Here is a 21871-nt window from a genome sequence, read left to right on the forward strand (position 1 = left end):
CTCCACAAGCCCGCACGTCGCGAAGCCCGTAAGTCGCGAAGCACGTCAGTCGTTTCGCCCCGTTCGCCGGGCGTGGCCGCCCCCTGAGGCGGCCGCGCCCGGCGCACCCGCTTCCCGCGCCCGTCCCCCACACCGCCACGAGGAATGCCCGTCATGCGAACCCGCCCGATCCTCGCTGCCCGCCCGATCCTCGCCGTCGCCGCCCTCGTCGCGGCGGCCGTCCTGCCCGCCGCCGCGCCCGCGGCCGCCCACGGCGACAGCGTCCACCTCGACGTCACCGGCCAGCAGAACGGCCACGTCAGCGCCGTCGCCACCTGGGAGAACGACCACGATCCGGTCACCGAGGAGTTCGCCGGCACGCTCTCCGCCACCGCCGCGGACGGCCGCGCGGTCGGCCCCTGGCGCCTGATCACCGTCCCCGGCCACCCGGGGACGTACACCACCCGGGAGATCCTCCCCGCCGGGCACTGGCAGGTGACCGTCGACTGCGCCTTCCCCTCGCTGGGCCACGCCCAGCGCGAGCTCGACGTCGAGGCCGCCGTCATCAACGACCCGGTGCCCGCGGGCACGGCGGCCTCACCGCCGTCGGCCGAGGCCACCGCAGGGACGGCGTCCGCACCCGCCCCCGCCCCCGCGCAGGCGGCCACCGCCGGGCCCGTCCGCGAGACCACCGCCGCACCCGCCGACGAGACCACCACCGACAGCACCACCTGGGCCGCCATCGGCACCGCCGCCGCAGCCGTCCTGCTGACCGTCGCCGGCCTCTGGCTCCGTCGTCGCCGGGCCTGAGCGGCCGGGTCCGGTGGCCACCACCCCCTGAGCCGCAGTACCCGAGCCGCCGAGCCCGCCTCACCGCCCCTGAGCTGCCGGTACTGCCGACCCGGGAACCGGCAGGGCACGAACCGGCGTCCTCTCCGATCATCGGGTGCCGCCGGGTGCCCGGCCGATCGCAAGGGAGCATTCGCGGATGAAGAAGGTCCTGATCACCGGCGGAGCGGGGTTCATCGGCAGCACGGTGGCGTCCGCCCTGCTCGACCGGGGGATCACCCCGGTCGTGCTGGACGACCTGTCGAAGGGCCGGGCCGAGTTCGTCGAGGACCGGATCTTCTACCAGGGCGACATCGCCGACGCCGCCGTGCTCGACCGGATCTTCGCCGACCACCCTGACATCGACGCCACCGTGCACTGCGCCGCGAAGATCGTCGTACCGGAGTCGGTAGCCAAACCGCTGTACTACTACCGGGAGAACGTCGCCAAGACGGTCGAACTCCTGGACTCCCTCCAGCGACACGGCTGCACCCGCATCGTCTTCAGCAGCTCCGCCTCCATCTACGCGCCCACCCCCGACGCCCGGGTCGACGAGAGCAGCCCGGTCGACGCCAACAGCCCGTACGCGCGCACCAAGCAGATGATGGAGCAGGTACTCCAGGACTGGACCCGGGGCGAGGGGGCCGAGCGGCAGCGCGTCATCACCCTGCGCTACTTCAACCCGATCGGCGCCGACCCGCAGCTGCGCACCGGACTGCAGGACCTCAACCCGACCCACGCCCTCGGCAAGCTGATCGAGGCGCACACCACCGGCGCGCCGTTCACCGTGACCGGCGTCGAGTGGGGGACCCGCGACGGCTCCGGCATCCGCGACTACGTCCACGTCCAGGACCTCGCCGAGGCACACGTCGCGGCGCTGCTCCGCTTCGACGAGGTGATCGCCCCGGGCGCGGCGGACCGCTACCGCGTGATCAACGTCGGGACGGGCGACGGCACCACCGTCCGCGAGTTGATCGCCGCCTTCGACCAGGCCGTCGGCGCCCGGCTCGACGTCCGGGAGGCGGACCCGCGCCCCGGCGACGTGATCGGCTGCTACGCCGCCGTCGACACCGCCCGCGAGCTGCTGGACTGGCAGCCCCGGCGCGGCATCGCGGAGGGGGTCACCGACGCGCTCGCCTGGCGCGCCAAGTGGGCTGCCCGCCTGGGCGTCTGATCCTTCGGGAGTCCGGGGCCTGCCTCCGACTGCTGGTCAGTCCCTCCGGCCGCCCGTCAGTCCTCCGGCGGCCCGTCAGTCCGCCCGGCCGGCGCCCGGCGGCGGCGGTTCGCGGGCAGGCCCTTCCTCACGGCCACGTCTCGGCCTCGCGGCACGGCCTCATGTCACGGTCTCACTTCACGGCCTCGCCGGACTTCGTCCAGTTGTCGCGCAGCCGGTCCAGGTAGGACTGCGCCTGGGAACCGATCTTGACGCCCCGGGCGAAGGCCAGCATGTTGCCCGCGCCCGCGTTGTAGCCGAGGGCGACGAGTTCGTCGCGGCTCAGCGACACGCTCGGGTGGGCCGGGAGCTGCGCGGCGAGGTCGTGCAGGTGCCACGCGGCCGCCTGGACGGCGAGGTTGCGGTCGTCCGGGAGCTCCTCCCACTGGCGGGAGGCGAACGGGCGGCCCGGCTTGGTGTCGTCGAACGCGGCGCGGTGCATGTTGGCGATGCCGAAGGAGGCGTCCGGTTTGCTGCGCTGCCAGGCCCGTTCCAGCTCGGGGTCGTGCGGCTTGTACGACTCGTTGTAGAGGATCGCCATCAGCAGCTGCGGGTTGACCCCGGCCTCGGCGGCGTACTGGCGGACCGGCGCCGCGTAGTCGGCGGGGTCGTACCCGGCGGAGGGCTTCGACGGCGCGGCCGAGGGGCCGGCCGACGGTGTGGCGCCGGACGACGGGGCCCCGGACGAGTGGGCCGACGCGGTGGCGGACGGGGCGGGGTCGGCGGAGGTCGCGCCGTCGTGGCCGTTGCCGCGGATGAGGCCCAGTACGGCCACGACCACGACGCCGATCACCAGCCGGCGTCCCCAACTCGGCCCCTTCTGTTCCTCGCTCACCGCTGCCGGCCCTCCCCGTTCGTCCGTGCGCTCGTTCGACCGCCGTACGGTCGATCGTGTCCGGCGGCAGGTTACTCGGCGGGCTTCCGGTCGCCGTCGAGGTTGCGGAAGAGGTCCTTCGCCTTCTCGACGCCGGTGTCGATCTGCCCGCTGTACTTGCCGTCCGTGCGATCGTCGATCGCGTCGCCGACCTTGTCCAGGCCCTGTCCGATCACGTCGCCGTGCTCGCGGGCGAGGTCGGTGGCCTTGTCCGCGAGGTCCTTCAGACTCTCAGACATGGTGACGCTCTGCTCCTCCGATGCGTTCCTGATGGTGTGCCGACGTGGCGGGGATCATGGCCATCCTAACGACGGCCCACCGAACGGTTCGCCTGCTGTCGGTCGGCAGCGGGTGACTTTCGGTGACACGGGTTTGTATGCTCCAGCCCGACTTCTACAGAGATGTAGAGGGCGGGGCCGCCGCCAGGACCGAAGGCGTCCCGGCATCCGCGCCGGTGCGACCGCGCCGCCGCAGCCGCAACGATCGAGGGAAGTGCGCATGGCCGGCCAGCGGGCGAGAACGCCGTACCAGGACGCGGGACCGCGCACCGAGGACCGTGCTTTCCCCGCCCAGCGCTCCCACCCGGCCGGGGGCGCGGCCGGTGAGGGGGGCGCGGCGGACGCAGGGGGCGCCGGCGCGGAGCGGTCGGCGCGGGCGCAGCGGGCGGGAGTGGCGCGCCGTCGGCAGCAGGCGCGGTGGCGCGGCGGGCTGGTGGCCGCGCTCTCGGCGGTCGGACTGCCCGTGCTGGGCGGTGTGGCGGACGAGTTGGGCGGGCCCGGCGTCGGACTCCTGTTCGCGGTGGGCTCGGTGCTCGGACCGGGCATCGCGGCGGCGCTGTGCAGCCGGCCGGGCCGGTGGTGGGTGGTGACGGCGGCTCCGATCGTGGTGCTGCTCGCCGCGTCGGGCGTGGAGTACGTGGCGCATCCCGACAGGTACCAGGGCAAGAACCTCGGCACCGGCGCGCTGCGCTGGGTGGTCGGGGCGTTCCCGGTGATGGCCGCCGCGGTGGGCGTGGCGCTGGCGGTGGTCGTCGGCCGGGCAGTGGCCGACCGCCGCCGGGCAGTGGCCGACCGCCGCCGGGCGGTGGCCGACGGCCGACGACCCGACAGTTCGGGCGTCCCGACCGGAGGGAGCCGCCGTGGCTGAGCGCAACCGGAGCCGGAGCCGGAGCCGTACCGACGGCGGCGGCGCCGCTGGTCGTACCGGCCGTACCGGCAGTCCGCGCGGCCGCGCCCCGCGGCGCGGCGCCGCCCCGCTGACCGTCGCCGGGCGCACGCTGGCCTGCACCGTCTCCGTCGTCGTGCTCGGGGCCAGCGGCTTCACCTGGTACGAGTACCGAAGCCTGGACGACGGCATGATCAAGTCCACCGCGCTGAGCGAGGCCAAGAAGAACGCCCCGCCGCACCTCGACAAGTCCGTCAACCTGCTGCTGATCGGCCTGGACAGTCGCAAGGACATGGACGGCAACGACCTGCCCAAGCAGTTCGTCGAGGACGAACTGCACGCCGGCTCCAGCGAGATCGGCGGCTACAACACCAACGCGCTGATCGTGCTGCACATCCCGGCCAACGGCGGCAAGGTCACCGCGCTGTCCGTCCCGCGCGACGACTACGTGCAGACCGTCGGCGCCGACGGCAAGATGCACAAGATCAAGGAGGCGTACGGCATCGCCAAGGACGCCGCCGAGCTGAAGCTGGGCGGCAAGGGGCTCTCCAAAGCGGAGCTGGAGCGGCAGAGCCGGGAGGCCGGCCGCTCGGCCACCATCCAGACCGTGCAGAGCTTCCTGGACGTTCCGATCGACCACTTCGCGGAGGTGAACCTGATCGGTTTCTACGACATCGCCAAGGCGGTCGAGCCGATCCAGGTCTGCCTCAACCACCCCGTGGACGATCCGATCACCGCCCGGACCGCCACCCACGAGGGCGGCGGCACCGGCCTCAAGCTCCCGGCCGGGATCAGCTCCCTCGACGCCGCCCAGGCGCTCTCCTTCGTCCGCCAGCGCCACCACCTCACCAACGGCGACCTCGACCGCACCCACCGGCAGCAGGCGTTCATCTCCTCCGTCGAGTACAAGCTCAAACAGCAGGGGATCCTGAACGACTTCGGGCAGATGCAGAAGCTGTTCGGGGTGGTGAAGAAGGACGTCGTCATCGACAACGAGTGGAACATCCTCGACTTCGCCCAGCAGGCGCCCAACCTGACGGGCGGCAACGTCGAGTTCAACACCCTGCCGATCTCGGGGTTCAAGACGGTCGGCGGACAGGAGGTCAACACCGTCAACCCGGACCTGATCAAGAAGATCGTCCGACAGCTGTTCAACCACGAGACGGCGCCGGCCGCTCCGGCCCCGGCCCCCGGCGACACGGCGGGCGATACGGCCGCTTCACCCCTGGCCTCCGCCGGCTCCGCCCCGGCCTCGCCGAGCGGGTCGGCCAAGGCGGTGGTCGACATCAACGCGGCGGCCGGCGCCGGTGCCGCCTCCACCGAGTCCAAGGCGCTGGCCGAACTCGGTTACCAGGCGGGGAAGATCGGCGACGCCCCCGCCAGGACCCGGATGACCACCGTGGCCTACGGCACCGGGGCCAAGGCCGACGCCCAGCAGCTCGCCGGCCGCTACGGCGTCACCGCCGCGCCCTCCGGTGCCGTTCCACCGGGCCACGTCCTGCTCACCCTCGCCGCCACCCGCACCCCGACCCCCACCGCCGCGCCCTCCGGCACCGCCGCATCGGGCGACCCGTCCGCCGACCCGGCGGCGGGCCTGCCCATGCAGGGACCCGCGGTGAAGGCGGGCGGGATCCCCTGCGTGGACTGAGGCGCGCGTCCCGAAGGGGCGCCGGTCGAGGACCTCGGCTGCTCAGGGGCGCGGGGCCTTCTCGCCGTGGACGGCGGCGTACTCCGCGGCGAGCCACGGGCCCAGGTCGTCGATGAGCAGGGCGAGGACGGTCCGATCCGTGGCGGGCGTGCGGGCGGTGGCGGCGGCCAGGTGCATCTGGGCGGCACGCTCGGGGTAGTGGTCGGCGAAGGCCTTGGCGGAGGCGGTGAGGTCGCTGGTCCAGCCGCCCCAGCGGGGCATGACCAGGGTGAAGCCGGTGCGGACGATGCGGCGGGTGACCGCGCGGCTGAGGGCGCGCAGGTCGGCGTCACTGGTGGCGGCGGCCGCGCGTGCGCGCCAGCCCGGGAGGGCCAGGGCCAGGTCGCCGTTGGTCTCCCGGGCGAGCAGGGAGGTGGGGCGGTAGCGGGGGAGCCGGGCGGCGAGGTCCTCGCCGAGCAGCGGGGTGCAGAGGCAGGCCACGAACCAGCCCAGGTCGTGGAGTTCGAGCTCGCTGAGCAGCGTGCCGGTGCTGAAGAGCAGCACACCGACCCCGTCGACCTGCGCGAACTCGGCGTCGAGCGCGGCCTCGAGGGCGTCCGCTTCCGCCCGGTCCGCCGCCGTGGGCTCGTGGCGCAGGGCCACGAGCAGGTCCAGGTCGGAGACCCCGGGGACCGCGGTGCCGCGCGGGATGCTGCCGTAGAGGTAGGCACTGTGCAGCCGGGCGGGGCCGAAGGCACCGGCGATCCGCTCACGGGCGGCGTCCACTACCGGCGCGAACTCCGCCGGCACGCGGGCGAGCGAGCCCTCCCGTGCGATGAACCCGTCGGCGTCCAGTCCCTGAGTGGTGGTCATGGGGGCACTCTGCCCCACCGGTACCCCGCTGACCAGCGAATATCCGTCCGCTCGGTGGACTGCCGGTGGCGTGACTGTCAGTGGCGTGATTGTCAGTGGCGTGTGCAAGTATCCGTCGTACACGAACACGAAAGGCGTCGGGGAACACGAGGGGATCGGCATGGGTACGTAAGGCATCGGCCAGAGCGCCGACGGTGCTGCGCCCCTGGGGCGTGCCGCTGCCACCGGCCGGGGGTGCGGGCGGTGGCAGCGGGACGAGGCCGGACGCCGGGTCAGCTCGGCGTGGCGGTCAGCGTGGTCGGGCAGGGTGGCAGGGTCGACGGCGGCGTGGTCGCGCAGGTCGCGGCCGGCGTCTTCGGGACGGTGGTGGTGCTCGCGGCCGAGGTGCTGGTGACGGTCGGCTTACTGGTGCTCGTGGTGCTGCCGGCGCTCGTCGTCGTGCCGGTGGCGGTCGAGGCCGAGGTGCTCGACGTCGCCTTCGTCTCGGACGGAGTGCCGGAGGAGGTGGAGGAGGTCGCCGAGGAGGACGACGGCCCGCCCGACGACGTGGTCGAGCCCGAGGTCGTGGAACCCGACGTGGTCGAACCGGACGTCGTGGAGCCTGACGTCGTCGAACCGGAGGTGGTCGAGCCCGAGGTCGTCGGACCGGACGTCGTGGCCCCCTTGGTCGACGTGGTCGCCGTGCCCGACGGCGTGGACGGCGTCCACGGCCCCGGCGGCGGGACGCCCGGCACCAGTGGGCCCTTCGGCGGCTCGACGGGCTTGTCCACGATCTCGATCCGCCCGGTCAGCCGGGAGAACCAACCGCCGGTCTCGACGTTCACCAGGATGATCTCGGTCACCGGCTGCGGCGCCGGCACCACCACGATCAGCGTGGTCGGCTGGAAGCCGGCCCAGGCCTTCCCGGTGTACTTGGCGTTGCTCACCAGTTTCGGCGGCTTCAGCGGGTTGCCGCAGGCGCAGCGCACCCGGGGCACGCCCTGGGAGTCCACCAGGACGGCGGTGCCCGCCTGCAGCGCGGACTGGTACTCGACCACGGCGCCGCTCTTGTAGTTGTGGTTGGTCACCCGGGCGTCCACCCGCAGGTACGTCGGGGTCAGCGAGCGCAGGTAGCCGGGGATGTCGGCCTGCGCGATGCCCACGGCGGAGGCCCAGGCGCGGCCGGTGTCCCCGGCCGACACCATGCCGATCAGGCGCTCGGTGTCGCAGCTGGACTTGCCCATCGTCCCGGCGTACAGCCCGGTGGAGCTGCCCTCGACGCTGTGGAGGGCGGCCGGTGAGCTGCTCTTGGACGTTGCGCCGCCGGGGTGGGAGGTCGCGCCGCCCGGCTGCTGCGCCGCCGCCGAGGTGGCGGGAGCGGAGGCGGTCATGCCCTGGGTTTCCACCGATGGGGTGAACGGGTCCGGCCCGGGGTCGGCCGGCGCCTGCAGCGCGACCTCGTTCGCGGCCGGGACGGCCTCGGTGTGACTGCCCTGGTTGTTGACGATCAGCACGGTGGCCACGACGGCCACCACCAGGGTGCCCGCCGCCAGGGCCAGCCCCTTGCCGGAGCGCCACCACGGCGTGCGCGGCCTGCCGCTGGATCCACTGGATCCGCCGCGACCGTCGGAGGGCGGCCCGGAGGCCCCGGGCGGGCCCGAGGGCGGTGGGGGGACGGACGGCGGTCCGGCCGTTCCCCCACCGGACGGCCGACCGGCCAACGGGCCGGACGGGGGACCGGAGGGAGGGCCGTACGGCGGCTCGCTCGGCGGGCCGGACGGAGGCGGTTGGGGGGTCATCGAGGCTCCGTTTCGCAGGCGGCCGGCGATCACGGCCGGCACAGGAAGCTCCTGCCATTGGTTCCTTTCTCCCCCGGTGCCCCGTCCTCCGCAACAGCAGGTGCCCCGGCCGTCGCCGAGCGTGCGCAGCGCCCGTCGGCCACCCTGGAAACCGGCCGGGCCCGGAGAGCGGGCGGGCCCCATCGAGCGACCAGGAGGCGGCATGCAGCAGCCCACGACCCGGGCCGTGGGCCCGCCCGGCGCCGTCCGCGGCTGGCTGGACGCGCTCGCCGTCGTGCTGGCCGGAGTGGCCGCGATGGCGGCGGTGGCCGCGTTGGGCCTCTGGCTGGCCGGTGCCGACGACCTCCCGGACGGCGGCTTCCCCTCGGTGCTCGCCGCGACGCTGGCGCTCGCCGTCGGCGGATCCGTCCAACTCGACGGCGGTGCGGGCAACTTCGCCGCCCTGGACGCCGGGATCAGCGCGATGCCGCTGACCGTCTCGCTGGTCGGCGCGGTCGCGATGGCCGAGGTGTTCCTGCGTCAGCTGCGCTTCCGCGCGGTGGCCGGCGGGGGCGAACTGCTCGGCCGGATCGCCCGGACGGTCGTGGTCTGGCTGCTCGCGCTCGTCCTGCTGACCCTCGGCGCCCGGCACAGCTTCGGCGTCCCGCTCGGCGGCGACCTCGTGCAGTCGATCGGTGGCGCACTCGGGCTGACCCCGGAGGTGGGCTTCCACGCGGACGGCCCGAGCACCGTCGGCATCGGCCTGGCCTGGCTGCTGCTGGTGCTCGCGGCGACTTTCGCGGTGTCCCGGCGGGCGCCGCTGCCGCCCGCCCTGGTGCGCTACCAACTCGCGGTCCGACCTGCCGCGTTCGCGCTCTGGCTGGTGCTGCTGGCGTACCTGGCGCTCGGCGCGGTGGCCGGGGTGCTGACCGCGATCGTGCACGGCAACGCCCGGCAGACCCTGGCCGTGGTGCTGCTCGCGCTGCCCGACCTGGTCTGGCTGGCCTTCGGTGTCGGCCTCGGCGCCGAGTGGCAGGGCCGGTTGGTCGGCGGGCTCGGCCTGCCCGTGCCCAAGCCGCTCGCCGACGTGCTGCGCGCGCCGCACGGGCAGTCGGCGACGGTCGACCTCGGCACCCTGGCCGACCAGGACGCGCGCGCCTGGCTGCTGCTGCCGCTGGCCGCCGTCCTGCTGCTCGCGGCCGCCTTCCTGGCGGCCCGCCGCTCGCCCCGTACCGTCCGGCTCTGGCAGCACGCCGTACGGTTCGCGCTGGCCACCGCCGTCACCGTGCTGCTGGTGGGCCTGTGGACCCGGATGGACGCCGCCTACGGGCTGTCCGTCCTCGGTGTCGGTCTCGGTCAGGGCGGCCTCGGTGACCTGCTCGGCTCCGTCCTCGGCGGCTCGAACCCGTTGGCCGGCCTCGCCGGGGGCAGCCTCACGCTGCGTCCGGTGCTCTGGATGGCCGTTCCGCTCGCGGCGGGCTGGGGCCTGCTCACCGGCACGCTCGGCGCACTGCTCGCCACCCGGGTGCGGCACCGGGGCGAGGTGTCGGCAGACGCGGGCGAAGAGGGGTGACAGGCGGTGCGGGGTGACGGGCGGCGCGGCCGGGGGCTCGGAAGCTCAGAACAGCCGGTGGCCCTGGACCAGGGCGGTCTTGGTGCCGTCGTCCCGGACGAGCCGGAGCTTCTTGACGCCGCTGTGCATCTTCGCGCTGACCAGCAGCGACGGGCCGACGATCACGCCCACGGCGGCCAGGGCGACGAGCATGCCGATGTTGTCGGTGCTTTGCTGGTCGCCCTCCTCGACGGTCTGGCCGCCCAGGTGGATCAGCATCGGGACGGTGACCAGGAGCGAGAGCAGCAGCAGCCAGCCCAGGCTCCGGTGCAGCAGCTGCTTGGCCCGCGCCCGGGTGGCGCTCTCCACCCGGACCGCGAACGCCAGGGTGCAGCGCGGGCAGATGAGGGCGATCTCCTGGTCGCCGCTCGCCGGCCGGGGCGAGCCGCCGGGCGGCAGGTGGGAGATGCTCCACTTGACCGTCGTCGTGGTGAGCCCGTGTTCCACGCCCGCTCTGCAGCCGATGCTCACGACGTACCGGTCACCGATCGAGGACCGCGCCACCCTGCCACCCCCTGGACGCCGCCGCGACCGTCGCGGGGTAGGCGGATTGTATTCCCGTCGGGGGCGGTCGAACAGATGACTGTCGGTCAAAAGGCTTCGGCGAGAAGAATCACCGCCGCCGGGACCGCCTGGCCGAGCGCGCCGCGCCACAGCCTGGGCTCCGAGACGGCGAGGGTGATGCCGCCCGCGACCATGAACGCGGCGATGTAGAGGATCACCGGCCGGCCCGAGCTGCTGTGCCCGGTGTGCAGCAGGACCAGGCCCGTGACCAGGCCGAGTGCCAGGAACAGGTTGTAGAAGCCCACGTTGAAGCGCCAGAGCCGGACCTCCGGGGCGTCCGCCGTGTTGCCGGTGAGCAGGTAGCGCACCCGGGGGTGTCCGTACAGGAAGCTCTCCAGTGGCCACACGACGAGGTGGATCGCGGCGGCGATCATGGCGAAGACCTGGCTCACGGCGTTCATGGCGGGCGGCTCCCTCCTGGCGCGGACGGTGACAGCGGCGCGGACGGTGACAGGGGTGCGGACGGCGGGTGGACGACCGGCGCGGCCCAGACGGGCGGCTCCGGCACCGCGTGGGGCCCGCCCGCGGAGACCGCCGGGACGACCTGGGTGGGCGGCCCCGCCCCGCCCCACCGGCCCGGGGCGGGAGCGCCGGCGGCGGTGGTCGCCGCGCGCAGCTCGGCGACGAACTGCAGGCAGCTCGCGTACCGCTCCTCGGGCGTCTTGGCGAGCGACCGGGCGACCACCGCCGCCAGGGCGGCGGGCAGGTCGGGCCGGTGCTCGTCCAGCGCGGGCGGCGGGTCGTTGAGGTGGGCCCAGAGCAGCGCGAGGTCGCTCTCCCGGCGGAACGGCGGGGCGCCCGCGAGCATCTCGAAGACCACGCAGCCGAGGCTGTACTGGTCGCAGCGCCCGTCCAGCGGCCTTCCGGAGATCTGTTCGGGCGCCGCGTAGTCGAGCGTGCCGACGATCTGGCCGACGCTGGTCAGCCCGCTGAGCGAGAGGGACTTCTTGGTGAGCCCGAAGTCCGCCAGGTACAGGTGCTCGGGGTGCTCGCTGTCCGTTCCGGCGGCGACCAGCACGTTGCCCGGCTTGACGTCCCGGTGCACCAGGTCGCGGTCGTGCGCGGCGTCCAGCGCGGAGGCGATCTGCAGGGCCAGCCGGGTGGTCCGCTCGACCGCGAAGGGGCCGCTGCGGTTGAGCAGGGCCCGCAGGTCGCCGCCCTCGACGTAGCGCATCGCGATGAACAGGATGCCGTCCTGCTCGCCCGCCTCGAACACCGGGATGATGTGCGGGTGGTCGATCGCGGCGGCGGCCTCGGACTCGTGCATGAAGCGCTGCCGGAACACCTCGTTGCGGGCCAGTTCGGGGGCCAGCAGCTTGACCGCGACGGTCCGGCCGAGCCGCAGGTCCTTGGCCCGGTAGACCACGGCCATGCCGCCGCGCCCGATCTCGCTCTCCAGCCGGTAGCCCGCGACCTTCCGCCCGACCAGGCCGGCGGGCAGGCTGGGGGCGGACGGCTGTCCGGCCGAGGTCACGGCTCGCCGGCCTGGGTCGGGGCGTACGGGCTGTGCGCGGGCGACGGCGAGGCCCCGGGTGTGGGCGTCGGCTTCGGTGTCGGCGTCGGTGTCGAGGCGGGCTTCGGCGTCGAGTGCGGCGGGGGCCGGTCGGTGGCCGCGTACGTCTGGAGCTGCAGCCCGTCGCAGTAGCACCAGCGGTCGTGCACCGGATCGAACACCCAGAGCGCCTCGCCGTCCACCACCAGACCCACCCGCAGGCCGCGCGTGTGCTCCCGGAAGGCCTCCAGGTCGAGCGTGCCCGCCGCGAGGTCCTCGAGCAGGGCGCGGTAGCGGGCCAGCGCGGTCTCGGCCTCGGCGAGCGCCGGGCGCGGGTCGGCGGTCCGGGCGGGCGGTCCCCCGGCGGCGGGCGGCGGCTGCGGGAGGGCGACCAGCAGACGGCCGTCGACCCAGGTGGTCCAGCCGTTGGAGCAGAGGACCTGGGCCCAGTCGCCCTGGTGGCCGAGCAGCTGCACGGGGAGCAGCGGGTCGAGCCGGGCGGTGGGCCGTGCCGGGTCCGGGGCCGTCCAGGAGGCCATCCCGCCCGGCGGGGCGACGTGGGTGGGGTGGAACGCGAACTCGTCCATGGGCGGCTACATTTCCTCCGCCGCGCGACCCCCGCCGCGCGCGGCACGACTCGCACCACAGGGCTGTTCCCACTCTACCGGCGACGGCCCGGACCGACCCGGCGTCGCGACCGGCGCATGATCACCGGGACCCTCGCGCCATCACGGTGCTCCCTGCCTGAGCGGGGTGTGCGACGTGCGGGCTCGGGGTGCTACGCATGCGATCGGATGCTACCTAGGCGATCGCCGTGCGCCGTGCGCGATCCGGGTGCTACTTGCGCATGATCGCGGGCTCGTGGCGCCGCAGCAGGCCCAGCACCACCAGCCCGTATGCGGCCGAGAGCAGCGGCAGCATGATCATGCTCAGCTCCCATCCGGGCCGTTCGTGGCGGAACATCGGGTCCTTGGTGATCTCGTTCGGGAAGAGCGTGTGCAGTTCCACCGTGCGGGCCATCGCGGACATGCCCCAGCGGGACGGGATCAGCCAGGCGAACTGCTCCAGCCCGGGGACGCCGTAGAGCTTGAGCATCAGGCCGCTGAAGACGATCTGGACGACGGAGAGGAGCACCAGCAGCGGCATGGTGGCCTCCTCCTTGTCCACGAGCGCGGAGACCACCAGGCCGAGCATCATCGCGGAGAACGCGAGCAGCGCGACGGCGATGATCAGTTCGGGGAGCTGGGGCATCACGATGCCGGTCGGCACCGCCGAGGAGAGGTCCACTCCGGCCAGGCCGACCACGGTGAGCACCGCGGCCTGACCGACCGTGACGATACCGAGGATCACCACCTTGGAGACCAGGTAGGCCGATCTGGACAGCCCGACCACCCGTTCCCGCTGGTAGATCGCGCGTTCCTTGACCAGTTCGCGCACCGAGTTGGCGGAGCCGGTCAGCAGGCCGCCGATGCAGAGGGTGAGCAGGCAGTTGACGGCGTTGACGGGGGTGAGGCGGGAGCCGGCCATCGCCCGGCACATCAGGCCGATGACGAACGGCAGCACCACCATGATGGTGAGGAACAGCCGGTCGGCGGCCAGCACGGCGGCGTACCGGCGCACCAGGGTGCCCAGCTGGGAGAACCAGCCCTGTGGCTTCTCCCGGCCGATCGCCGGTGCCCGCTCCGGTGCGGGTGTCAGTGCGGGCAGGGGCACCGACGGGACGGCCTCGGCCGCCACGTACCGCCGGTACTCCGGGGAGGCGCGGAAGCGGGTCTGCCAGGCGGCGTGGTCCTCGTTCTCGAAGGCCTCGAAGGCCTCCGGCCACTCCTCGTAGCCGAAGTAGCCGAGCGCCTCGCCGGGCGGCCCGTAGTACGCCGTCCGACCGCCCGGGGCCAGCACCAGCAGACGGTCGCAGACGTTCAGGCTGAGCACACTGTGCGTCACCACGACCACCGTGCGGCCGTCGTCGGCCAGCCCGCGCAGCATGTGCATCACCGAGCGCTCCATGCCCGGGTCCAGACCGGACGTCGGCTCGTCGAGGAAGAGCAGGGACGGCTTGGTGAGCAGCTCCAGGGCGACGCTGACCCGCTTGCGCTGGCCGCCGGAGAGGCTGGCGATCATCTGGTCGGCCCGGTTGTCCAGGCCCAGTTCGTGGATCACCTCCAGGACCCGGGCCTCCCGCTCGTGCGGGGCCGTGTCACCGGGGAAGCGCAGCTCGGCCGCGTAGGACAGCGCGCGGCGGACGGTGAGCTGGGTGTGCAGGATGTCGTCCTGCGGCACCAGGCCGATCCGGCTGCGCAGCTCGGCGTAGTCGCGGTACAGGTCGCGTCCGTCGTACAGCACCGTGCCCTCGTCGGCGGGGCGCAGCCCGGTGAGCGCGTTGAGCAGGGTGGACTTGCCCGCGCCGCTCGGGCCGGCCACCGCGAGCAGGGCCTTCTGGGCGAGCGGGAAGCCGACGCCGTCCAGCAGCACCCGCCGGTCGCGGCCGACCCGGACCACCAGTTGCTGGACGTCCAGGGAGATCTCGCCGGTGTCGGTGTACTCGACCAGGTGGCCGTCGGAGAGACAGAGCGCGGAGTGGCCGATGCCGACGATGTCGGCCGGGCCGACCGGGGCCCGCTGGACCGGGCGGCCGTTGAGGTAGGTGCCGTTGTGGCTGCCCAGGTCGACGATCTCGTGGCCGCCGTCGGGCAGTTCGCGCAGCTCGGCGTGGTGCCGGGAGACCACCAGGTCGTCCAGTACCAGGTCGTTGTCGTCCGAGCGGCCGATCCGCACCGTGTGCCCGGGCAGCTGGAGGACGGCGCTCGGGCTGCGGAAGGTGCCGGAGCTCTGCGGGGCGACCAGGGACGGGCGCTCGTGCGGCCCGGGGGCGGGCACGCCGGCGAAGGTCGCGGACGGGCCGTCGGCCGGATCGCCGAAGCGCAGCCGGGTGCCCGGGCCGACGTCCTCGCGGCTGACCCGGTGGCCCTGGTCGTAGGTGCCGTTGGTGCTGCCGACGTCCTCCAGCAGCCAGTGGCCGTCGGTGGCGCGCAGGATCGCGTGGTGCCAGGAGACCCGGGGGTCGTCCAGCACGATCTCGCTGGTCGGGTCGCGGCCGACGTGGTAGGCCCGGGCCGGGTCGATCAGCTGGGAGTCGGTGTCGGTGACCAGGACGAGGGGTGGCGCGATGGTTGCGCCGGGGCGCTCTCCCATGCTGCGAATTCTATCGCCGGAGGCCGCGAAGGGCCTTTCCGGATTGCGGGATTGGACTGGACCACTGTGCCGAGGCGGCACTATCGTTCGGCGTGCCCGCGCGCGCCGCCGAGCGTCGGGCGCCGCCGAGCGTCGGGCGCCGCCGAGCGTCGGGCGTCGCCGAGCGTCATCGAGTGCTTCGGAACGGAACCCATGAGCCTCTGGCCCCAGTTGCGCCGGTCCCGGACGGTCCGAGCCGGGACCGCCACTGGGCGGGTGCTGCGCTGCGGCCTGATGGACACCATGCTCGCCGACCTCGCCGTCTCGCTCGTGCTCTGCTTCGAGCGGCCGCTGGACGACGACCGGCTCGCCGCCGGGCTGGCCCGCGCCCTGGAACGGGTACCGGTTTTCGCCGGACGGCCGCGCACCGTCGACGGCGTCCTGGAGGCGGTCTGCGACGACTCCGGCGTACCGCTCGACGTCTACACCGTGGACGGCACGCTCGCCGAGGCGATGGGCCGGGTGACGGCGGCCGGCTCCGAACTGGTCGACCGGGTGGACGCCCCGGCCGCACGCGCCGGCGGCGCCCCGCTGGTCACCGTCCGGATCACCCGCACCGCCGACGGCGGGACGGTGCTCGGCTGCTCCTGGCACCACGCGATCGGCGACCTGCACAGCTTCATGCTGCTGCTGCGGATCTGGTCGGCGGCGGTCGAGGGAGAGCCGCTCCCGGAGGCCGAACTCATCGGCGACCATGACGAGTTGCTGGACGATACGCTCCCCGCCGAGGACTGCGGGCGCCCCGGCTTCCGGGTGCCCTCGGCGGAGGAGGCGGAGCTGCTGGCCTGCGAGGTGGCGGCCGGGCCGCGCGCCAACCGGACGGTCCAGATCGCCTTCACCGATGCCGAAGTGGCGCGGATGTGCGAGGAGTTCGGTGCGACGACCGGACGCCGGCTCTCCTGTGGCGACGTGCTCTGCGCCCATCTCCTCGGCACCCTGCGGGAGTTGGACGGCGACGACGCCGAGCGGATGCTGACCGTCCCGGTCAACGTGCGCCGCCCGCTCGGCCTCTCACCCGCCCTGGTCGGCAACCTGCTGAGCGAGGTCCACGTACCGCACCGGCCCGAGGACGGCCCGGCGGCGCTCGCGGGCGCTGCGGACGGCGGCAGAGGAGTTCCCGACCGCGCACCTCAACCTCCGGTCCAACCTGGGCGTCCTGGCCGCGCTCGGCCGTTCGCGGCTGCGCGAGTGCGTACCGCTGGGCTTCGATCCGCGGGCGCGCCGGTTCAGCTTCTCCAACTGGAGCCGCTTCGGCGCCTACCGGGTGAGCTTCCAGGGGCGCCGCCCGGTGTTCTTCAGCCCGGCCGCCAACTATCCGCTGCCGTGGGTGTGCTGGACGGTCGAGGGGTTCCGCGGCGAGGGGTACCTGAGCACGGTGGTGCTGCCGGCCAGGCTCGCCGCCCGGGTCCGCGGGGCGGCGGGCCGGGCGCGAGCGCCTCGCCGACGGTGTTCATCCCGCCGTGGCACAGCACCGCGTCCAGCTCGCCGCGCGCCATCAGCTCCAGCACCGGCGCGCGGTCCACCGCGACCGCTCGCACCGGGAGTTCGGGCAGCAGCTCGCGCGGCGCCGCGAACACCGGCTGCACGTCCTCGCCGCACAGCTCCAGCGCCCGCACAGCCCGGGCGAGGAAGTCCGTGCCCAGCTCGCCGGCCAGCGTCCCCATGGTCACGAGTACCCGCCGCCGGCCCGGCAGCAGCCGCTCCCACGGGAACCCCGGAGCGTGCGGCCGCGCCGCGAGCACCGGACCGACCGTCGCGCAGTGCGGCGGCGCAGTGCAGCCGGTCAGCGCCGGACCGGTGGTGGCCGGCATCAGGGCGGGGGAGAAGCGCGGGTCGACGTACTCCGCCTCGGGCAGCCGGGCGCGCTCCCACAACCCGCGCAGCAGCCCCGTCATCCACGCCTCGACCTGCGGCAACGCGCGGTACGGCCGGCCCAGCTCCATCGCCCCGGGCGCGAAGCTCGCCCACGGCAGGCCGTGCCGGTGCGCGACCAGCGCGCCCGCCGGGGTGTGCTGGTCGACCAGCAGCACGGCCGGCCGGTACTCCCGCACGATCGCGTCCAGCGGCTTCGCGGTGAACCGCGCGTACGGGACGATGAAGCCCTCCCAGAGCGAGCGCAGCGCGGCCAGCCCGTGCCCGCCCTGTGCCCGGAACGCCCGGGTGCCGGTGCCGAGCACGCGGGCGTCGCCGCCGAGCAGCGGCCGCAGCACCGACTCCGTACCGGTCCAGGCGACCTCGTGGCCGCGCGCGGTCAGTTCGGCGGCGATGCCCGCGGCCGGGTTTACGTGTCCGGTCAACGGGGGCATCGGGCTGCCGTGGCCGCGCTCGGCGAACCGCCGTTACATGCCAACTTGCTTGTATGGCGGCCTGATTGATGCCTCGTCGGATCCGGCCTACTTTGGTCTGGACCAGTCGGCGGCCCCGCTGGTAGCGTCCCGATCACACCCCCCGCTGAGCCCCTCCCGGCGAGCCGAAAGGCGCGTACGACGTGACTCCGCACGACCTGATTTCCCGCGAGGCGGCTCCATCCAAGGCGACCGCGCACGAGACGACGCCGCACGAGACGACGCCGCACGAGACGACGCCGCGCGAGGCGGCTCCGCACGATGCGACAACGCCCGAGCTGCCCCCGCACGACACGCGACCGGCCGCCAGGCTGGTCACCGTCCGGTTCGCCGCCGCCGGCAGCGGCTCCGGTCCGCTCACCCGCGGCCAGGACAACATGATCCGCTGCATCCGGAGCGAAGCCCCGAGCAGATCAACAAGGACTCCGTCTGGCCGGTGCCCGCCGGCACCTCGGTCCCGGCCGGCCTGGTGGCCCTGCGACTGCTGGTCGAGCGGCACGAGTCGCTGCGGACCTCCTTCCCGGCCGGCCCCGGACCGGACGGCTTCCCGGACCGCCAGGTGGTGCACCCGAGCGGGCGCTTCGCTGTGACGGTGGTCGAGGCGGACGGTCGTGAGGACAGTCGACTGGACGCCCTGGCAGCCGAGTTGGGGCGGAGAGATCTCGCCGTCCCGCTGGATCTCGCGCTGCCGTCGCGGATCCGGTTCACCCTGGTCGCCCGCGGCGAGCGGCTGCTCCGTCTGGTCGCCGTGGTCTGCCATGCGGGCGCCGACGGCGCCGCCACCGCCGTACTGATCCAGGACTGGCACGCCCTCGCCGCCGGGAAGGAGCTGCCCCCGGTCACCGCCCCGACGCCGCTGCAACTCGCGGTCGCGGAGCAGAGCGCCCGCGGTCGTCGCAAGGCGGCCGCCGGCCTGCGGCACTGGGCCCGGGTCCTGGGCAGCGGCCCGCAGACCGTCTTCGCCGACGCGCGGGTCACCGGCCCGCCCCGCGACCACACCGCGCTGATGGTGCGCTCGTGCTCGGCGGCCGACCAGCTCGCCGCCGTCTGCCGCCGCGTCGGCGCCGGCCCCGTCCGTCGTCCTGCTCGCCGCCTTCGCCGCGCTGGTCGCCCACCGCGCCGGCCGGCGGGGGGAACTGGTGCTGTCGGCGCTCTCCGCCAACCGCCACCAGGCCGAGCTGATCGACCACGTCGGCACCCTCGCGCAGGACGCGCTGATCCTGCTGGACACCGACGCGGCCGACCTCGACCAGCTGATCGGCCGAGCCAAGTCGGCTTCGCTGAAAGCCTATTGGAACAGCATCCTGGACGCCGGGCAGGTCTGGCAGCTGGTCGAGGACGTCGCCCACCGGCGCGGCTCCCGGTTCGCCCGCCAAGTGGTCGTCAACGACCTGAGCCTCGCCGTCCCGGCTGCCGTTGCCGACGCCCAGCCGCCCCCGTCCGGCGACCCCGAGCTGACCGCGCTGCCCAGCCCGCCGCTGCCGGTCCGGCTGATGCTCGCCGTCCTGCGGGTCACCGGCAGCCTGGACTTCGTCCTCGTCGCCTGCCCCCAGGTGCTCGACGCGGAGGAGGCGGAGGGCTTCGCCCGGGCGCTGCTCGCGGTGCTCGCGGCCGTCGTCGCCGCCCTGCCCGGCCGCGACACCGCGATGGCGCCGCACCACTACGTCATCCGGCGGGTGACGCCGGACGGCGAGGAGGTCCACGCCGGAAGCGGACGCGACCCGGAGATCGTCGCCCGGTTGTCCGCACTCACCTGAAGGGATGATCGCGGGCAGCCACGGGCCGCTCATCCTCACGAGTCTTCGCCGCTCACTCTCGCGAATCGTCGGCGCTCACTCTCGCGAGTGCCGCGTCGTTCACTCCGGCGAGTGCCTCGGCGAACCCTCGCCGTCGTCGCCGAGCCCCCGCGGGAGGTCCCACGAACATGCGGAGGTCGCCCCCGAGGTGAGCCCCCACGGGCTCGGGACCTCCTCCGCGTCGTCGTCGCCCTGCAGTGGCAGCCGGTCGATCACCGCGACCAGGGCGGGCGGCAGCTGCGGCGCCAGCCCCCGGTGCACCCGGGACAGGATGTCGCGCCGTACGTCCTCCGGCAGTAGCGGTCGGCTCATCCGCAACGGCCTTGGCCCGGGTGGGCGTTCGGCCGTGGACAGCTGGTCCGACCAGGCCCGCCAGTAGTCCGCGTCGTCGGTCTCGCCGAGCATCAGGTGGTGCAGGTGCAGGCAGTACGCGGCCGTCCCGCTGCCCGAGCCCGCCGCGAAGCGCCACCAGAACTCGGCGCCCTCCTCCTTGCCGGTGGCGTACAGCAGTGCGCCGAACACCTCCGCCCCCTCCGGCTGGATCCGGCGCGCGTTCACCAGCAGGTCGAGTCCGCGCGAGGCGTCCGGCGCGCCCAGGAGCAGGGCCACCACCAGGCCCAGCTCGAAGGCGGCCTGCTCGTGCTCTGACGGCAGGTGGGTCGGCGCGGCCGTCAGCCGGGCCTGGCGGACCTCGGCGATCCGCTCGGCGTGGGCGCGTTGGGGCCGTGGCACGCGGAGGACCGCACGCCCCCCGCCCGTGGTGCACGCCCCGCCCGGCGACGCGGTCGTCCGTCGGCCCGTCACAGTTCGTCGCCACGGTCCGGGAGTTCGCCCACCCCGAGCCGGCGCGCCAGCCGTTCTCGGGCATGCCGCAGGTTGGAGTGCACCGTCGCCACGGGCCCTCCCAGGTACGCCGCGATCACCTTCACGTGCAGACCCAGCAGGTAGCGCAGGATCACCACATCCCTTTGTCGGTCCGGCAGTTCGAGGATCGCCGCGTACAGCCGCACCTCGTCCGCCTCGCTGTGCAGCAGCCCGTTGGCCACCTGTTTGAACGCATTGATCACCGCCGCGAAGGTGACCGCCTCCACCTCCACCGGCTCCTCGGCGGCGACCCAGTCCGAGACCTGCCGGTTGGCCAACCGCCAGGCGTACGCGGCCGGTTCCTCGAACCGCAGCACCTGTGGCCAGCAGCGGGCCAGGTCGGCCTTCACCACCTTGACCACCAGCGCGGCGTCGGCCTGGCTGCCTATCCTGGTCAACGCGAGGGCGTGCCAAGCGGGTTCATGCGTCTCGCAGAACGCGGCGTAGGTGAGGTCCAGGCTGAGGCCGAGGTCCCCGCCGACCCCTCGCTCCGGCCCGTTCCCGCCGGCGCAGTCCACTGCCGCCCCGCCCCGGTACCCGCGCACCGGGGCACCCCTGTCGATCGTCATCGATCCTGCTTTCCGTGGCCGTCGGCTGCTCACCCGGCCACCCGAGGGTCGGGCTGTCCGTGCCCATCCTCATTCCATCAGGCCTGTTACTCCAGGCTGCAAAGTGAATACAGATTGTCATCTCATGGGATCTGGCGACTGGTTGAATCGGTCCCGCCGGGATTGGCCCCGCAGGGATTGGTCCCCGGATACCGTGGGCAGCAATCGGTCGGTTGCGATCGAGGTACCGAGGGGGAAACGATGGGTCTCTACGACGGGGTGGACCTGCGGCTGAACGTGCCGCACTCGGCCCGGATGTACGACTACTTCCTGGGCGGTTTCACCAACTTCGCCGCCGACCGCGAGGCCGCCGGACACGCCCTCGCCGTCGCGCCCTGGCTGCGCACCGGCGCCCGCGCCAACCGCTCCTTCATGCACCGCTCGACCCGCGCCCTCGCCGAGGCCGGCCTCGACCAGTTCCTCGACATCGGCACCGGAATCCCCACCTCGCCCAACCTCCACGAGGTCGCCCAACGCGTCCGGCCGGACGCCCGCGTCGTCTACGCCGACAACGACCCGATCGTCCTCTCGCACGCCCAGGCCCTGCTCACCGGCACCCCCGAGGGCCGCACCGCCTACGTCGAGGCCGACGTCACCGACGTCACCCGGCTGCTCGCCGCCCCCGGGCTGCGCGACACCATCGACCTGGACCGCCCCGTCGCGCTCTCCCTCAACGCCCTGCTCCACTTCGTCCCCGACGCCCGCGGTGCGTACGAGATCATCGAGCACCTCAAATCCGTCCTGGCCCCCGGCAGCGCCCTGGTGGTGACCCACACCACCCCCGACTTCGCCCCCGAGGACATCGCCAACCTGGTCCGCATCTACGGGTCCGGCGGCACCGCCGTCCAGGCCCGCACCCGCGCCGAGGTCGCCCGCTTCTTCGACGGCTGGACCCTCCTCGCCCCGGGCGTCGTCCCCACCCCCCAGTGGCGGCCCTCGGCGGACGAACCCCCGGTCTCCGCCCCGGAGGCCTCGGCGTACGCGGCGGTGGCCCTCCGGCCCTGACCCATGGTCGACGAACCACCCGGGCCCCCGTAGCGTCCT

Annotated in this window: 19 protein-coding genes and 2 pseudogenes; 9 read left to right on the forward strand and 12 right to left on the reverse strand. The window is 73.9% G+C overall.

Annotation, left to right across the window (positions count from 1 at the left end):
* Nucleotides 1-153 precede the first annotated feature (153 nt).
* Nucleotides 154-789 carry a hypothetical protein gene (locus ACZ52J_RS12850; RefSeq protein WP_465618162.1) on the forward strand — a complete coding sequence of 212 codons (636 nt, stop codon included), beginning with the start codon at nt 154-156 and terminating at the stop codon, nt 787-789.
* 178 nt (nt 790-967) lie between these two features.
* Nucleotides 968-1981 (forward strand): UDP-glucose 4-epimerase GalE, encoded by a 1014-nt coding sequence (gene galE / locus ACZ52J_RS12855; protein WP_465618164.1) that lies wholly within the window; start codon nt 968-970, stop codon nt 1979-1981.
* A gap of 172 nt (nt 1982-2153) precedes the next feature.
* Here galE and ACZ52J_RS12860 read toward each other — a convergent pair whose 3' ends face one another.
* Together ACZ52J_RS12860 and ACZ52J_RS12865 are read right to left on the reverse strand one after the other, a co-directional pair.
* Entirely contained in the window at nt 2154-2855 is a 702-nt protein-coding gene (locus ACZ52J_RS12860; protein WP_465618166.1) for a transglycosylase SLT domain-containing protein, read from the reverse strand.
* A gap of 71 nt (nt 2856-2926) precedes the next feature.
* The gene (locus ACZ52J_RS12865; protein WP_465618168.1) at nt 2927-3133 is read right to left on the reverse strand and encodes an antitoxin; all 207 of its coding nucleotides are present in this window, start codon (nt 3131-3133) and stop codon (nt 2927-2929) included.
* A 259-nt stretch (nt 3134-3392) separates the two neighbouring features.
* On the opposite strand from ACZ52J_RS12865, the gene ACZ52J_RS12870 reads away from it, so the two are divergent.
* Nucleotides 3393-4040, forward strand: coding sequence for a DUF6542 domain-containing protein (locus ACZ52J_RS12870; RefSeq protein WP_465618170.1), 648 nt, complete (start codon nt 3393-3395; stop codon nt 4038-4040).
* Complete coding sequence (locus ACZ52J_RS12875) at nt 4033-5706, forward strand: LCP family protein (RefSeq protein ID WP_465618172.1); 1674 nt, start codon at nt 4033-4035, stop codon at nt 5704-5706. The genes ACZ52J_RS12870 and ACZ52J_RS12875 overlap by 8 nt, the downstream gene beginning before the upstream one ends.
* 42 nt (nt 5707-5748) lie before the next feature.
* Here the strand turns inward: ACZ52J_RS12875 and ACZ52J_RS12880 are convergent, their stop codons facing one another.
* Nucleotides 5749-6558, reverse strand: a complete 810-nt coding sequence (locus ACZ52J_RS12880; protein ID WP_465618174.1) for a nucleotidyltransferase domain-containing protein — start codon at nt 6556-6558, stop codon at nt 5749-5751.
* A 272-nt stretch (nt 6559-6830) separates the two neighbouring features.
* Nucleotides 6831-8060, reverse strand: coding sequence for a DUF6777 domain-containing protein (locus ACZ52J_RS12885; RefSeq protein ID WP_465618176.1), 1230 nt, complete (start codon nt 8058-8060; stop codon nt 6831-6833).
* Nucleotides 8061-8538: 478 nt separating this feature from the next.
* Here ACZ52J_RS12885 and ACZ52J_RS12890 point away from each other — a divergent pair, with 478 nt between their 5' ends.
* Nucleotides 8539-9888, forward strand: a complete 1350-nt coding sequence (locus ACZ52J_RS12890) for a streptophobe family protein (RefSeq protein ID WP_465618178.1) — start codon at nt 8539-8541, stop codon at nt 9886-9888.
* 45 nt (nt 9889-9933) lie between these two features.
* Here the strand turns inward: ACZ52J_RS12890 and ACZ52J_RS12895 are convergent, their stop codons facing one another.
* The 5 genes from ACZ52J_RS12895 to ACZ52J_RS12915 form a co-directional block, all read right to left on the reverse strand.
* Nucleotides 9934-10374 (reverse strand): hypothetical protein, encoded by a 441-nt coding sequence (locus tag ACZ52J_RS12895; RefSeq protein ID WP_465618180.1) that lies wholly within the window; start codon nt 10372-10374, stop codon nt 9934-9936.
* Between the two features lie 143 nt (nt 10375-10517).
* On the reverse strand, nt 10518-10892 hold the full coding sequence (locus tag ACZ52J_RS12900) for a DUF1304 domain-containing protein (protein ID WP_360504574.1): 375 nt from the start codon (nt 10890-10892) through the stop codon (nt 10518-10520).
* Nucleotides 10889-11965, reverse strand: a complete 1077-nt coding sequence (locus tag ACZ52J_RS12905) for a protein kinase domain-containing protein (RefSeq protein ID WP_465618182.1) — start codon at nt 11963-11965, stop codon at nt 10889-10891. The genes ACZ52J_RS12900 and ACZ52J_RS12905 overlap by 4 nt, the downstream gene beginning before the upstream one ends.
* On the reverse strand, nt 11962-12570 hold the full coding sequence (locus ACZ52J_RS12910; protein ID WP_465618184.1) for a hypothetical protein: 609 nt from the start codon (nt 12568-12570) through the stop codon (nt 11962-11964). Before ACZ52J_RS12910 ends, ACZ52J_RS12905 begins: the two co-directional genes overlap by 4 nt.
* Nucleotides 12571-12820: 250 nt before the next feature.
* Nucleotides 12821-15175, reverse strand: coding sequence for an FHA domain-containing protein (locus tag ACZ52J_RS12915; protein ID WP_465618186.1), 2355 nt, complete (start codon nt 15173-15175; stop codon nt 12821-12823).
* A 282-nt stretch (nt 15176-15457) separates the two neighbouring features.
* Here ACZ52J_RS12915 and ACZ52J_RS12920 point away from each other — a divergent pair.
* Nucleotides 15458-15841 (forward strand): annotated as a pseudogene (locus tag ACZ52J_RS12920) (acyltransferase); the annotation flags it as partial.
* A 668-nt stretch (nt 15842-16509) separates the two neighbouring features.
* Here the strand turns inward: ACZ52J_RS12920 and ACZ52J_RS12925 are convergent.
* Nucleotides 16510-17520, reverse strand: coding sequence for a glycosyltransferase (locus ACZ52J_RS12925; RefSeq protein ID WP_465618188.1), 1011 nt, complete (start codon nt 17518-17520; stop codon nt 16510-16512).
* A gap of 523 nt (nt 17521-18043) precedes the next feature.
* Here ACZ52J_RS12925 and ACZ52J_RS12930 point away from each other — a divergent pair.
* Both ACZ52J_RS12930 and ACZ52J_RS12935 read left to right on the forward strand, forming a co-directional pair.
* Nucleotides 18044-18505, forward strand: a pseudogene (locus ACZ52J_RS12930) (condensation domain-containing protein); the annotation flags it as partial.
* A gap of 193 nt (nt 18506-18698) precedes the next feature.
* The gene (locus tag ACZ52J_RS12935; protein ID WP_465618190.1) at nt 18699-19316 is read left to right on the forward strand and encodes a hypothetical protein; all 618 of its coding nucleotides are present in this window, start codon (nt 18699-18701) and stop codon (nt 19314-19316) included.
* Between the two features lie 99 nt (nt 19317-19415).
* On the opposite strand, the gene ACZ52J_RS12940 is transcribed toward ACZ52J_RS12935, so the two are convergent.
* Together ACZ52J_RS12940 and ACZ52J_RS12945 are read right to left on the reverse strand one after the other, a co-directional pair.
* Nucleotides 19416-20087 carry a hypothetical protein gene (locus ACZ52J_RS12940; RefSeq protein WP_465618192.1) on the reverse strand — a complete coding sequence of 224 codons (672 nt, stop codon included), beginning with the start codon at nt 20085-20087 and terminating at the stop codon, nt 19416-19418.
* A gap of 68 nt (nt 20088-20155) precedes the next feature.
* Nucleotides 20156-20788: an RNA polymerase sigma factor gene (locus ACZ52J_RS12945; protein ID WP_360504551.1), complete on the reverse strand. Its 633-nt coding sequence runs from the start codon at nt 20786-20788 to the stop codon at nt 20156-20158.
* Nucleotides 20789-21028: 240 nt separating this feature from the next.
* Between ACZ52J_RS12945 and ACZ52J_RS12950 the strand changes: the two genes are divergently transcribed.
* Nucleotides 21029-21832 carry an SAM-dependent methyltransferase gene (locus ACZ52J_RS12950; protein ID WP_360504549.1) on the forward strand — a complete coding sequence of 268 codons (804 nt, stop codon included), beginning with the start codon at nt 21029-21031 and terminating at the stop codon, nt 21830-21832.
* The last annotated feature ends 39 nt before the right edge of the window (nt 21833-21871 follow it).

This window comes from Kitasatospora sp. NPDC034035 (assembly GCF_055575755.1).